At 66.6% G+C, this 13,420-nt stretch carries 12 protein-coding genes and 1 riboswitch; of the genes, 3 read left to right on the top strand and 9 right to left on the bottom strand.

Features of this window, described 5'->3' with window-relative positions:
* Window positions 1–59: 59 nt before the first annotated feature.
* Genes GOACH_RS14915 through GOACH_RS14905 form a run of 3 tightly spaced genes read right to left on the bottom strand, consistent with a single transcriptional unit; the run spans window position 60 to window position 2,106 of the window.
* Window positions 60–1,241 carry an ArsA-related P-loop ATPase gene (locus tag GOACH_RS14915; RefSeq protein WP_040518866.1) on the bottom strand — a complete coding sequence of 394 codons (1,182 nt, stop codon included), beginning with the start codon at window positions 1,239–1,241 and terminating at the stop codon, window positions 60–62.
* A 20-nt stretch (window positions 1,242–1,261) separates the two neighbouring features.
* Window positions 1,262–1,699 (bottom strand): SRPBCC family protein, encoded by a 438-nt coding sequence (locus tag GOACH_RS14910; protein ID WP_005176250.1) that lies wholly within the window; start codon window positions 1,697–1,699, stop codon window positions 1,262–1,264.
* Window positions 1,699–2,106, bottom strand: a complete 408-nt coding sequence (locus GOACH_RS14905) for a hypothetical protein (RefSeq protein WP_174320835.1) — start codon at window positions 2,104–2,106, stop codon at window positions 1,699–1,701. The genes GOACH_RS14910 and GOACH_RS14905 overlap by 1 nt, the downstream gene beginning before the upstream one ends.
* Window positions 2,107–2,241: 135 nt before the next feature.
* Here GOACH_RS14905 and GOACH_RS14900 point away from each other — a divergent pair, with 135 nt between their 5' ends.
* Window positions 2,242–4,056 carry an AMP-dependent synthetase/ligase gene (locus GOACH_RS14900; RefSeq protein WP_005176247.1) on the top strand — a complete coding sequence of 605 codons (1,815 nt, stop codon included), beginning with the start codon at window positions 2,242–2,244 and terminating at the stop codon, window positions 4,054–4,056.
* Between the two features lie 17 nt (window positions 4,057–4,073).
* On the opposite strand, the gene GOACH_RS14895 is transcribed toward GOACH_RS14900, so the two are convergent.
* From GOACH_RS14895 to GOACH_RS14880, 4 genes are all read right to left on the bottom strand, one after another.
* Window positions 4,074–5,192, bottom strand: coding sequence for a glycosyltransferase family 4 protein (locus GOACH_RS14895; RefSeq protein ID WP_005176245.1), 1,119 nt, complete (start codon window positions 5,190–5,192; stop codon window positions 4,074–4,076).
* 8 nt (window positions 5,193–5,200) lie between these two features.
* Entirely contained in the window at window positions 5,201–6,709 is a 1,509-nt protein-coding gene (locus GOACH_RS14890; RefSeq protein ID WP_005176244.1) for a peptidase MA family metallohydrolase, read from the bottom strand.
* 12 nt (window positions 6,710–6,721) lie between these two features.
* Window positions 6,722–7,768, bottom strand: coding sequence for a C40 family peptidase (locus GOACH_RS14885; RefSeq protein WP_040518824.1), 1,047 nt, complete (start codon window positions 7,766–7,768; stop codon window positions 6,722–6,724).
* 178 nt (window positions 7,769–7,946) lie between these two features.
* On the bottom strand, window positions 7,947–8,648 hold the full coding sequence (locus tag GOACH_RS14880) for a C40 family peptidase (RefSeq protein WP_005176238.1): 702 nt from the start codon (window positions 8,646–8,648) through the stop codon (window positions 7,947–7,949).
* A 15-nt stretch (window positions 8,649–8,663) separates the two neighbouring features.
* A riboswitch (cyclic di-AMP (ydaO/yuaA leader) is annotated at window positions 8,664–8,849 on the bottom strand.
* A gap of 671 nt (window positions 8,850–9,520) precedes the next feature.
* Here GOACH_RS14880 and GOACH_RS14870 point away from each other — a divergent pair.
* Both GOACH_RS14870 and GOACH_RS14865 read left to right on the top strand, forming a co-directional pair.
* Window positions 9,521–11,314 carry a DEDD exonuclease domain-containing protein gene (locus GOACH_RS14870; protein ID WP_005176220.1) on the top strand — a complete coding sequence of 598 codons (1,794 nt, stop codon included), beginning with the start codon at window positions 9,521–9,523 and terminating at the stop codon, window positions 11,312–11,314.
* Window positions 11,311–11,589: an Lrp/AsnC family transcriptional regulator gene (locus tag GOACH_RS14865; protein WP_005176218.1), complete on the top strand. Its 279-nt coding sequence runs from the start codon at window positions 11,311–11,313 to the stop codon at window positions 11,587–11,589. Before GOACH_RS14870 ends, GOACH_RS14865 begins: the two co-directional genes overlap by 4 nt.
* Window positions 11,590–11,624: 35 nt before the next feature.
* On the opposite strand, the gene trpD is transcribed toward GOACH_RS14865, so the two are convergent.
* Entirely contained in the window at window positions 11,625–12,689 is a 1,065-nt protein-coding gene (gene trpD, locus GOACH_RS14860; RefSeq protein WP_005176214.1) for an anthranilate phosphoribosyltransferase, read from the bottom strand.
* A 67-nt stretch (window positions 12,690–12,756) separates the two neighbouring features.
* A complete protein-coding gene (locus tag GOACH_RS14855) occupies window positions 12,757–13,305 on the bottom strand; it encodes a hypothetical protein (protein ID WP_245551910.1) in 549 nt (182 codons plus the stop codon).
* Between the last annotated feature and the right edge of the window lie 115 nt (window positions 13,306–13,420).

Raw genomic sequence — 13,420 nt, 5'->3', positions numbered from 1 at the left:
CTTGTCGCGAGCCCCGATACCGGACCGGGGACGTGTGCACGGAAACGGTACCCGCAACATCACCGTCGAGGCCATACCGCCGGGTCGGGACTGAACCGGATACGCACCCGCTCGCCGTCCCAATCGGCATCGTCGACGACGCACCGACGCAACACCGACGGCAGTGGCAGGCAGTGACGCATGCCCTCGACGGTGACCAGCAGGTCATCACCCGAGCGTCCGAGCATGAACCGTTCGGGGTCGGGAAGTGTTTGCGGCCAAGCCAACTCGTACGTGGCCTCGACTCCGTCTGCAGCATCTCCGACCACGGTGAGCGCCGACGAGCCGTGTGCGCGGCCCGATGGTGCGGGCAGCGTCACCCCCAGTTTCCTCAGCCGCGCAGGCCGGTCGAGCGGCACGTCGAGCGCAGTGACGCAACGGACGTCGACCCCCGGCGCGACGTCGATCTCCTCGGCCCGCAGTTCTCGACGGCCCGATTCGGCAAGGGCGTCATCGAGATTGATCGAGCGCAACGGCAATCCGAGCAAATCGATCGCAGCGAGGTGGTGGGAAAGCAGGCGCGCCCCGCGATGACCGCTCCCGAGTACGAGATGTGCAGCCGTGATAGACGCGTCGCTCAACAGGTCGGCGACATCGGCACAGTCGCGATCGATTGCGTCGATCGCGGTGGTCAGTTGGGCGACCGCCGGCCGGTCGGCGGCGGCGGCGAGCCTGCGATGCCGCGGCCACAGACGATCGAGGGTGTGCCTGAGCATCGAGGGGGCGTCGAGTATTGCGTACGGATCACCGGCCCCGGAAAGGTCGACGACGATGCGCTGCCACTGACCGCTGACCGCCTCATCGCGGATGCGGCGTAGTAGCAGCGCGTCCTCGATACCGGGAAGCGACGTCACCTCGGCCTGATCGATGCCCGCGAGAGTGTCGACGAAGGGCAGTGCGATCTTGGAGCGCCGCGCTGTGTCGGCGAGCAGTTCGGCGAACAACGCCCAGGACGTCGTCGCCGACGTCAGTCGCTCGAGACAGAGGAGATGGAGGTGCGCAGAGACCGCGACGACTTCGTTGGGCGATCGGAATACTCCGAGGATGTCGGGAACCGGCGAGAGCCGGTCGATCGTGACCAGCAGGGTGTGCCGATCAGCCGTCAGCGGCGAGGGCACCTCGGGTCTGCGCGAGCGGGGGCGGCTCACCGCGCCCGCGGCAGCGACCGCGGTCACCCCCGATCCTCCGGGACCGAAGACGATGTGGATGGGCGTCAGGTCGATCAGCCTTCGACCCTCTTCTTGAGATCGTTGAGGGCGGCGTCGGTGATCGCCTTCTCCGCGCGGCGTTTGAGCTGACCGATCATCGGAACCTGCAGGTCGACCATCAGTTCGTAGGTCACCTTGGTCGAGCCGGGGACCTGTCGGGTGAGCACGTACCGTCCGCGCTGGTCCTTCTGCAGGTCGCTCGATACCAGCACCCAGGACACCTCGTCGCCGCCTGCACCCCACGTATAGCGCAGTACGTAGGTGTCCTGCAGCACGCCGGCGTCGAGGACGAACCGCACCTGCAGCGCCCTGCCTGCCTGGTCACGTTCGGTGACCTCGACCTCGCGCGCTGCGGTGACCCACTCCGGGTAGTGCTCGAAGTCGGAGATGACCGCCATGACCTCGCCGGCGTCTGCGTTGATGACGATCGAACGCTCTGTGTGGTCGGCCATCAGCTCGCCACACTTTCACTGAACGCGGGATCGCCTGGGGCACGGCCGGATTCGAGGAAATCCTTGATCTCGAAAGACACTCTCTTGCCGGTCACCCGGTACCGATGGTTGAGGGCGACCGCGTCGATATCGGCGCTCTCGCCCGCGGGTTCGGCGTGCAGGAAGTAGTGCAGTACGAATCCGTCGAGCACCGGTTCGCACCAGAACTCCATCGTCCCCCGCACGGGTCCGTCGACACGCCAGCGCACGCCCGCGGCACCACGGTCCTCGACGACCTCGGTGCGCAGGTCGGGCCACCAGGATCGCCATCGTCCGCGATCACCCACCACGGCAGCCACCAACTCGGGCGCCGCAGCGACGAATGTCTCATCCGCCACCTGAATGCTCGTCACGCCTCTTAGCTTCACATACTCCCGATGCGGAGGGACACCAGACCTCACACGTCGTCGAACTCCGGCGCGGTTGCGGGCGGTGAGCGGCCCGGAGATACGATTGGCACCGAGTGTCTGTTGCCAACGATGGCGAAAGGTCGTCGATAACGAATGAGTGCCGTCCTGAACGAGTACAGCGTCCCCGCCGATTTCACGATCAAGGAGAACGAGAACTGTACTGACATCCTCTTCGACCTCGCCGAGCGCACTCCTGCGGTGACGACCTTCCGCCGCGAGGTGCGCGGTGAGTGGGTGCCCGTACGAGCCGACGACGCCGTCGCGCAGATCACCGCCATCGCCAAGGGCCTGATCGCCTCCGGGGTGGCGCCCGGTGACCGTGTCGCACTGCTGTCCCGCACCCGCCTCGAGTGGATTCTGTTCGACTTCGCCATCTGGTGTGCCGGAGCGACCACCGTTCCGATCTACGACTCGTCGTCGTCGGGCCAGATCGACTGGATCATGCGCGATTCCGGGGCAACCGTGATCATCGTCGAGGACGACGGACATCGCGGCGAGTTCGAGGCCGTCGGCGATCTACCCACCCCGGTGACGCTGTTCCAGATCGACACGGACAAAGGTCCCGGTGCAGTGGAACGGCTCACCGAAGCCGGCCGCGACGTCTCCGACGAGGAGGTCGCCAAGCGGCGCGCGGCACTCACGTCGAACGACCCGTCGACCCTGATCTACACCTCGGGCACCACCGGTCGTCCCAAGGGATGCGAACTGACGCACGCCAATATGCTCTCCGAGGTACGCGGTGTGCTGCAGGGCAACCTGAGCACCCTGCTCGGCCCCGGCAAGCGACTGCTCATGTTCCTACCGCTGGCGCACGTGCTCGCACACGCGATCACCCTGGTGGCGATCGAGGCGGGTGTCGAGGTGGGGTTCACCGGAGACACCAAGAACATCGTCACCACCTTCGGGCAGTTCAAACCGTCGCTGATCCTCTCGGTTCCGCGTGTCTTCGAGAAGGTGTTCAACTCCGCTCGACAGTCGGCCGCCGACGGCGGCAAGGGCAAGATCTTCGACGCCGCGAGCGCCACCGCCATCGAGTACTCGAAGAAGTCCGAGGAAGGCAGCGTGCCACTGCTCCTCAAGGTCAAGCACGCCGTGTTCGACCGCCTCGTCTACAGCAAGTTGCGCGCTGCACTCGGCGGGCGGTGCGAGCTGGCGATCTCCGGCGGCGCGCCACTCGGGGCGATGCTCGGTCACTTCTTCAACGGCATCGGAATCCCGGTCTACGAGGGTTACGGCCTGACGGAGACAACTGCGGCATTCAGTGTCAACACGCCTGGCGAATCCAAGATCGGTACTGTCGGAAAGCCAGTGGCGGGCAACACCGTTCGCATCGCAGAGGACGGCGAGGTGATGGTCACCGGCGGCGTGGTGTTCCACGGCTACTGGAATAATCCCGATGCCACACAGCAGGCGCTGGAAGACGGCTGGTTCCACACCGGCGACCTCGGCAACATCGATTCCGACGGCTTCATCTCGATCACCGGCCGCAAGAAGGAACTCATCGTGACCGCGGGCGGCAAAAACGTCTCGCCGTCGGGCCTGGAGGATGTTCTGCGCTCGGCTGCGTTGGTCTCACAGGCCGTCGTCGTCGGCGATCAGAAGCCGTTCATCTCGGCACTCATCACGATCGACCCCGAGGCGTTCCCCGGCTGGAAGGAGCGCCTGGGCAAGCCGTCGGACGCCGACGTCGCCGCACTCGCCAACGATCCCGACCTGCGCGCCGAGGTCCAGGCGGCCGTCGACGAGGCGAACAAGACGGTGTCTCACGCCGAGGCGATCAAGAAGTTCCGCATCCTTCCGTCCGACTTCTCCGAGGAGACCGGCGAGATGACCCCGACCCTGAAGGTCAAGCGCAACGTGGTGGTCGACAAGTTCTCCGACGACATCGACGCACTGTATAAGAAGTAGCCCCTCTCGCAGCGCGCCTACAGCAGTTGCTGCAGGCGCGCTGCCATGTGGCGCCACTGCCACCTCTCCTCGGCGACAACGCGTCCGGTCGCGCCCATCGCGGCAGCGGCCGACCGGTCCGTCAGCATCGCCAACGCCGCCAATGCGATCGCCGGGACGTCGCGGCCGTCGACCACGGTGCCGGTCTCGCCCTCGATCACGGTCTCGGGAGCGCCGCCGGAGCGTCCTGCGATGACGGGTACACCTGTCGCCGAGGCCTCGAGGTAGACGATTCCGAATCCTTCCACGTCGAGTCCGCCGCCACGGGTGCGGGCAGGCATGGCGAAGACGTCGGCGACGTTGTGGTAGGCCGGAAGCTCTTCTGCGGGAACAGAACCGGTGAAGAACACCTTGTCGTCCACACCCTCATCCCGGGCAAGGCGATGCAGCGTGTCCGCGTAGGGCCCACCGCCGACGACGACCAGTACGACGTCGGGTATCTCCCTGCGGATCAGCGGCAGCGCCCGGATGAGCATGTCCTGCCCCTTGCGCGGAACCAACCTCGACAGGCACAGGATCGTCGGCGCGTCACCGAGGCCGAGCCGCACACGTAACCGCTGACGGGCAACGGGATCAGGTGCGAATCGCTCCGTGTCGACCCCGGGCGGCAGGTACTCCAAGGATGCGCCGCGACCGAATGCCGAGGCGAATCGACTCCGCGTGTACTTGCTGACGTAGGTGATGGCGTCTGTGTGGTTTCCGATGTGACGCAACACTTGTCGGGCAACTGGCAGCATCGACCACCCCACCTCGTGCCCGTGCGTGCTGGCGATCACCCGCTGCGCACCTGCTCTGCGCATCGCCGGTGCCATCACCGCCAGAGGCGCCGCAGCTCCGAACCACACGGTGTCGATACCCTCACGACGGATGATGTCGGCGGCGCGACGCGCGACCAACGGCGTCGGCAGCATGAGTGTCGTCCGGTGTCGATAGACGCGATACGGTTGTCGCGCATCGAAGTCGGCGTACCCCTTCCACCGAGGCGCGTAGACGACGACGTCCTCCGGCGGCAACCTGTCGACGAGATTCTGCAGATACGATTGGATTCCGCCGGCTCGCGGCGGAAAGTCGTTGGTCACCAACAGAGTTCGACGCACCGCACTCCTTATCCCGGAACCTGTTCTGCAAGCCATCGGCGCCAGTCGGCGATCAGACGGTTGCGATCGACACCGAGCGCGGTCACGATCGCGCTGTCTTGCCTGGCCACGTCCCCCGACGCCGCGACGCCGCGATAGAGGGCCTTCAGACGTACCTCACCGTAGCGGTCGGCGACGTAGGCCGCGAGCGCCCACGCACTCTGGTATGCGAGGGTCGACTCCTCGGACGCCACGGCGAAATCCTGATCCGTCGGGAGCGCGCTCGGGCTGCGGCCTGCCCGCACCTGCGCGGCGAGGTCGGGTGCGGCATCGTCGAGACGCACATACGTCCCCTTGCGCCCGACGTACTCCGCGACGCCCTCGGTGATCCACAGCGGGGCGTCCTTCGCTGTCACGGCTCTCGCGGCCGCATGGGTTAGTTCGTGCCGCAGCACCACATCGAGTGCCGGCGTGGGCAGACCTGCGGCCGACGGGGCGAGAACGACGCGCTGACCGATCACGCTCTTGCCATCGACACGGTCGAACACGGTGGCCGCAGCCGCCGCGGACGTGTCGGTTGCCGAACTGTGTGCGATCGCAGTGAATTGTTCCGGCGTCGCCGTCGCCACGACGACAGCTCGCCGCGGCCACTCCGAACCCCAGAAGGCGGTGACCGCCGAGACCGCCTCGCGCAGCGAGCCACGCGTCCGGTCGACGGTCGCATCGGTTCCCGGATACGACACGATCGTCGACGGCCCGCCGCCGGTGAGCACATCGGTGGCCTCGAGCCCCGGCAGATCCCAGAGCTGCTCCGCTGGTGCGTCGTCGCCGAGAAGCGTTGCGTCGCCGACGAGCTTCCAGTCGTCTCCGTACCGGGCGACCACCAATTCCTGATCGATCGCGACGGTAGGCTCGTCGACGCCGGGCGCAGCGGCTCCGCCGAGTGCATAACGGAGTCGTACCGGCGCGACCCAGGAGTCGGTGCTGCCCTGCGCCTGAAGTCGGCTCTGCACCTCCGGGGGTACCTGGATCTCGGCGCCCTGCGTCGAGGCGAGCTCATATGCGAACTCCTTGAACTTCAGCGTGGTTCCCCGCGCTCCGGCCTTCGGCGCCGTCGACGTCGGTGTGGTCGAGGCCGGCCCCCTCGAGTTCGAGGCCGGGGAGTTCGCGGCCGGGGAATTCGCTGCCGCCGCGGACGGCGAGGACGATGTGCTCGTGGAGTCGCTGTCACCGGAGAGATTCCGTGCCGCCGTCGCCAGCGAATCCCGGAACGGGCGGGTCGCCACGGCGTCGAGAAGCGCATCGAGTCGACCGGGGCCCTCGTCTGTCAATGCCCGGGTGAGACTGTCGAGGAGTCGTGCAACGCCCTGCGAACGCTGCTGGAGGTAGACGTTCGGGTTGGTGGTCGTTGTCGTGACCGACGTCGACGATCCCTGCTGCGGTTGCTCATCGGACGAACAGGCCGACACACCCGCTGCGAGTATCGCGGCGGCGAGGATCATGCACGCGACGCGCGCAGCCGAGCTCTCAGCGCGCACGCTGTCCGCGCATCAGGCGTATCGACGCGCGGCCGCGTACGGCCCGGCCTGGTCGATCGGCACCACCTTGACGGGGACGCCGAAGGTCGACGCGTGAATGACGTACCCATCGCCGACATACATTCCGACGTGGTGCGCATCCGGGTAATAGATGATCAGGTCGCCCGGCTGCAGATCGCCGCGGTCCACCGAGGTACCGGAGCCCATCTGGGCCTCACTCGACCGCGGAAGAGTCTTGCCCGCCTGCTTGTAGGCCCACACCATCAGTCCGGAACAGTCGAAGGAGTCCGGCCCGGTGGCACCCCAGACATAGGGATCTCCGATACGGGTCAGCGCGGCCTGCACGGCCACCAGAGCTGTTGAGGTCCCCTTGGGCACGATACGGGGATCGAAGTCGAACTTGGGACCACGAAGCGCGTTGAGCTGCTTACCGGTCATCGACTCGTACACGGCGCGCACCTGCACTGCCTGCAGTTGCAGATTGGCCTGCTTCGCCTGGAGATCACCGCGCACCCGCTCGGCGGCCGAGACGGCCGTCGTGGCCTCGGCTGCGGTGCGGTCGGCCCTGGCCTTCGCCGCTGCCATCTGAGCGCGAGCTTTCTTGAGTCCCTTGAGATCTGCAGACGCCTGGCGGGAGATCACCTCGAGACCAGACATCTGGTCGAGCAGCGACTGAGGTGAGTCGCTGACGAGTACGGCGTAGAGGCGGTTGACCCGAGCGCCCTTGTAGCTGGCGCGCACGATCGTGTCGACGCGCTTCTGATAGGCGCCGAGAGTCTTGCGCGAGGTCTCGAGCCCCTTCTGGGCCTCAGCGGAGTCCTTACGCGCCGCAGCGACGATACCGCGCTGCTTGTCGTACTCGATCTGCGCGTTGTGCATCGCCTCCGACGACTTCTCGGCGTCGGTGCTCAGCTTCTTGTACTCGGTGAGGAGCTGGTCCGGTGTGCGTGCCGGCTCGGCACTCGACGGGCCTGCGATCGACATCGAGAGCACCTGTGCGAGGGCGACGATCAGCGCTGTCATCACGACGACAAACGCCCCTCGCGATCGATGCGTCATTGCCCGCGATCCCGATACCACTGCTGTGCTCACTCCCCTCACCGCCGCCAACCGCGTCTCTCACCGAGACCAGGGGCCGCGCCTCACCCTAGCGTGAGCATTGCGGCTGCGACCGACGGTCGGGCGGATCACACATGGCCGTGTGATCCGCCCGATGTCACGAACTCGAACTTTCCGCTCAGTAGCGGCGGATGCCGACCAGGCTCCAGTTCTTCACGACGTCCTTCTTCACGGGAACGCCGTAAGTCGATGCGTGGATGAACTGTCCGTTGCCGATGTACAGACCGACGTGTCCACCGCCGTTGAACACCAGGATGTCGCCGGGCTTTGCGTCTGCCAGCGAGGCGACTGCGCGACCCCCGCCGAGCTGTCCGTAGCTGTCACGCGGAATGGTCAGGCCTGCCTGGCGGAACGCCCAGCTGGTGAGTCCGGAGCAGTCGAAGGCATTCGGACCCGCAGCACCGTACGAGTAGGGGGCACCGATCTTGGACTCGGCGGCGCGCACAGCCTTTTCACCCGCGGTCTGGGTGGGCGCGAGCAACGGGGCACCACCCTTGGGACGCAGTTGCTGCGGGATCTGGTTGTCGCTGATGCCCGGAAGCGTGAACTTGCCGACGTTCGGGATCTCGACCGTGGCGTCGGGCGCCTTCGCGACATCTTGCTTCTTGACGACCGGCGCCTTCTCCTGCTGGAACTGTGCCGGGATCTGCTTGGTGTCGACGCCGGGAAGTTCGAACGTGCCGACGTTGGGCACGGTGACCGGCGCGGCCAGAGCGGGACCAGCAGCAGCGGCTAGCGAGCCGAATGTGATCGACCCGGCGATGACCGCCTTCTTTGCGACCTTGCCGCGGTCGGGCTGTTCCAAACGATGTTTGGCCACGAAGGGTGTTCTCCTTTGTTCTCCCTCTACCGCCGACCGGGTTAGCTGTCGGATTCGGGCCGGAAGAAATGGCCCTACGCACAGGCGATTCGAGTGCGGACACCCGGATCGAGAGCGCGATTCACCCCCATTCGGAAAACTCCGAAAAAATGAGTGGTTCCCCGGTACGCCAGGACTCTATTGTCCGGGCGATTGAGCGGTGACCCCTGCGAACCTCTCCTGTTGGAGCGGGACGCTCCGCAAAGGTCTCGGAAAGGTTACGAAACCGGATGCGCGTCTGTCCACTAGCCGACACACAGCGTGTTCGACCCCACCCCGCTAGCCAGCACGCAAGGTGGGCGATTTCGACACCGAATCGTGGCCGTGAACTGCACCGATAGCCGCTCTTGCAGATCGTGCATCGACACTGGACGCCATTGCAGCACGCGTGAATGTATCGATGGCCGCGATGATCTCGGCGTCGTTATCTCTGCGCGAGCCCGACCGGCCGCGGTGCCACGATTCTGCCGCATTCTGGCTGTTCAGCGGCCCGAACAGCACTGACATCACACACCCGTCACAGGCGTGGTCGCGGCCGGGGCAGGTGCTGCAATCGATGTCCATGGTGTGATCTCCGTCTCAGTGGGTCGAAACCTTCGGGATGTGCAGGCCGCCGGGAGGCTTCCCCTCCTCCCGCCGACGGTGCGCACCACCGATTCCTTCTGTTGGGGAGACTAGGCACCCCCACCGACAAGTCCTCTCGGCCGACACCTCGGTGGCGTGGGGGTCCGACATCGCTTCGGAGGCGGTCCACAGCTCTCGCCACATACGAAAACACCCGCACCACCAGCACCGACGACGCCGTGTCGGTGGTTCGAACTATTGTTCGCGGCGTGGCAAGCAATGGCGATCAGCTGTCGTTCTCCGATCTCGATGACGCAGACGAGGACGAGTTCTCCGACCGATCGCTGTTCGACACCACGCTCGTCGTCGTCGATCTCGAGACCACGGGCGGCAGCGCCACCGAGGACCGCATCACCGAGATCGGCGCAGTCAAGATCCGGGGAGGCGAGGTGCTCGGTGAGTTCGCCACCCTCGTCGATCCGGGTCGATCGATCCCTCCACAGATCGTCGCTCTCACCGGCATCACCGAGGCGATGATCTACGACGCCCCGCGTATCGATGAGGTCCTGCCGTCGTTCATCGAATTCGCGCGTGGATCGATTCTCGTCGCCCACAACGCCCGATTCGACATGTCTTTCCTGCGGCAGAACGCCCTCCGTCTCCACCTGCACTGGCCGTTCACCGCAACGCTGTGCACGGTCACCATGGCCAGGCGCATCCTCGGACGCGATGAGGCCCCAACCGTGCGCCTCTCTGCACTCGCCGAACTGTTCGATGTCACCGTCCGCCCGACGCACCGCGCCCTCGACGACGCTCGCGCCACCGTCGAGGTCTTTCACCATCTCCTCGAGCGGGTCGGGAACCAGGGCGTGCAGAGCTATCGCGAACTCACGCGGTACCTGCCGCGTACCGATCCCCGACTGCGCGCCAAGCGGCACCTCGCCGACCGTGTGCCGGCACGCCCGGGCGTCTATTTGTTCCGCGGGCCCGGCGATGAGGTCCTGTACGTGGGGACGGCATCGGATCTGCGTCGTCGCGTGCGGTCCTACTTCTCCGGAGCCGATCCGCGACGCCGGATCGGTGAGATGGTGATGCTCGCCGAGCGCGTCGACTACGTCGAATGTGCTCATGCCCTCGAGGCGGGCGTCCGCGAACTCCGGTTGCTCGCCGCTCATGCGCCCGCCTACAACCGCCGCTCGACACAACCCCACCGGGGCTGGTGGGTGACGCTGAGCAGCGAGCGGTTCGCACGCCTGCGCGTCGCGCGCACGCCCGGTGAGGTCGCCATCGGGCCGATCGGCAACCGCACCGCGGCCACCGCGATCGCCGACCTCATCGCTGGCGCGGCAGGGCTACGAACCTGTACGACGCGACTCGGCGCATCGGCCACTCACCACTGGTGTCGCCTGCCCGACGACGGCGGTCCCGTCGTCGGTGGCTGTGCCGCGGCGTCGGCGCGACCCCAGACACTGCCCGACTACCTCCCCACGGTGACGTCGGTTGTCGATCTCCTTCTCGGACGGTCCGACGACATCCTCGAACGACTCTCTGCCCGACTCGACGTCATCGCCAATGCGCAGATGTTTGAGACCGCCGCACGACACCGTGACCGGATGTCCGCGGCGATCGATCACCTCGCACGGTGTCAGCGGCTGAGTTCCCTGTGCGCGATCGCCGAAGTGGTCGCCGCCCGTTCCGACGGCGCAGGTGGCTGGGAGCTCGCAGTAATCAGACACGGGCGACTCGCAGCGGCCGGTGTCGCCCCGCGAGGGCACGCACCGATGCCGGTGGTCGGCACCCTCGTCGCCGCAGCCGAGACCGTCATGCCCGACGACGGCCCGTTGCGGGGCGCCTCGCCCGAGGAGGCGGGCCTGCTCTCCCGATGGATCTCCGACCCCGCCACTCGCATCGTCGACGCAAGCGAACCGCTCGCAACACCCTTGGGATCCGCGCAGCGGTGGCTGGAGTGGTCACGCACGGCCCACGACGCACGCGACACCCGTATGTCACGCCAGCGGTCGCGCGCTCCGGGCGCTGCCGGCCGACTACGCTTGCCCGCATGATCACCGCCATAGTCCTGATCGACGCCGACGTCCACCAGATCCCGGAAACCGCCCAGGCCGTCGCAGACATCCCCGGTGTCGAAGAGGTGTACTCGTGCGCGGGCGACGTCGACCTGATCGCGAAGATCCGTGTGCGTGACCACGAGCAGATCGCCGAGGTCGTGACCGGAAAGATCAACCGGCTCCCCGGTGTCCGGCACAGCGCCACCCACATCGCGTTCCGGAGCTATTCGTCGAGTGCCGTCGAAGGGGGCTTCTCCATCGGAGAGGAGTGACCTCTCCGTCGGCACAGCCCCGTGTCGGCAAGCAACTATGCGTCGGCGAGCCTTCCGCTGACCTGCGCCCACCGGTCGAGCAGCCTCGCTGCGGCGCCCGAATCGATAGACTCCGCGGCTCGCTCGGTCGCCGTCCCGAATGCCGAGACGAGTCCTGCGGCGTCGGTCGGGGCTGTCTGCTCAGCGGCCACGATCGCACCTGCGGCGTTCAGCAGCACAGCGTCGCGGACCGGGCCGGTGGTGCCCGACAGCAACTCTCGCGCGATGGCGGCGTTCACGGAGGCGTCTCCGCCCTGCAGCGCCGAGAGATCGACGTACTCGATCCCGAGATCGCGCGGATCAAGACTCAGTTCGGTGACCGTTCCCTCGACGACCTGCCACACCGACGATGTCGTGGTCGTCGTGAGTTCGTCGAGACCGTCATCACCGCGAACCACGAGCACCGAACTGCCCCGCTCGGCGAACGCACGCGCAAGAACGGGCGCGAGGTCGCCGAACGCGCACCCGATAAGCCCCGCCCGCGGATTCGCAGGATTGGTGAGCGGGCCGAGCACATTGAAGACTGTCGGGATCCCGATCTGCTGACGTGCGGGAGCAGTAAAACGGAACGCCGGGTGGAACACAGGCGCGAAACAGAATCCGATACCGGTCTCGTCGATGCACGCTGCCACCTCGTCGGCACCGAGGGATATCGTCACGCCGAGGGCCTCGAGCACGTCGGCTCCGCCGCTCTTCGACGACGCCGCGCGGTTGCCGTGTTTGACCACCGGAACTCCCGCCGCCGCGACAACGATCGACGTCATCGTCGAGATGTTCACGGTGTGCGAGCGGTCGCCACCCGTGCCCACGATGTCGATCGCGGCACGATCGGTGTCGACAAGGGTTGCGTGGTCGAGCATCGCCTGCGACAACCCCGCGAGTTCCGACGGTGCAGCGCCCTTCATCTTCACGCCGACGCCGAACGCCGCGATCTGAGCGGACGTCGCACTGTCGGTCATCACCTCGTTCATCGCCCAGCGCGCCTGCTCGGCGGTCAGGTCGATCCCGTCGGTGACGGCCCCGAGAATCTGCGGCCAGGTGTAGCTCTGCTCGCTGCTCACCCCAAGCACCTTAGTTGGCCTGCACACACGATCTGTTCGCGGTCGGGCACAAATCGTCCCGTCCGATTCACCGCTTCCGCTGGACGATCTGCCATCCGACGGGAACGCCGGAGTGCCTCGACGCCAAACTCGCCATGCGCGAGCGCTCCTGCGACACGTGCAGCGCATCGACGAGCTGCACCCGCGCGAGAACCAGCCGGTCGTACCCGGAAGGAAAATCGAACCGATCGCCGACGACGTCGGCGGGTAGCACCTCGTAACCGTCAAGGGCAGCAAGGGCCGCTGCGGCATCGACAGCATGCCCCGGCAGCGCCAGCACGTGCCGCACGACGGCCTGATCTTCGGTGCGCAGCGTCGAATCGTCGAGGATGGACGAACTCGACGCCGCTTCGTCGTCGGACTCGGCGACCACGACGACGTCACGGTCTGCGGTGGTCAACCTCTCGCGACGAGCGCCACGACGCCCACCCACCGCGCGGCGTAACGCGTTCCAGCGACGTGGCGCCACCGGGCGACCATTGAGGTCGAACTCCGTACCGTCCCGCGCCAGCGCCGGCTGCCCGTCATCGGAACCATCAGCGGGGCCGGAAGCGCCGGTGGAATCAACAGAACCCATGGACTCGAGCAAAGCACGAGCCGCCCGTACTCACCGATCCACCGGGTCCGCTGACACGCCGAAAGGTGCCGCCGACCGGCGACTACCAGCGGGAAGAGAAATAGTTCCCACGAAT

Origin of the sequence: Gordonia aichiensis NBRC 108223, assembly GCF_000332975.1 — a bacterium.
GTDB lineage: Bacteria > Actinomycetota > Actinomycetes > Mycobacteriales > Mycobacteriaceae > Gordonia > Gordonia aichiensis.
Note: the sequence above shows the minus strand (reverse complement) of the source record. Positions and strands in the feature narration are given on the sequence as shown.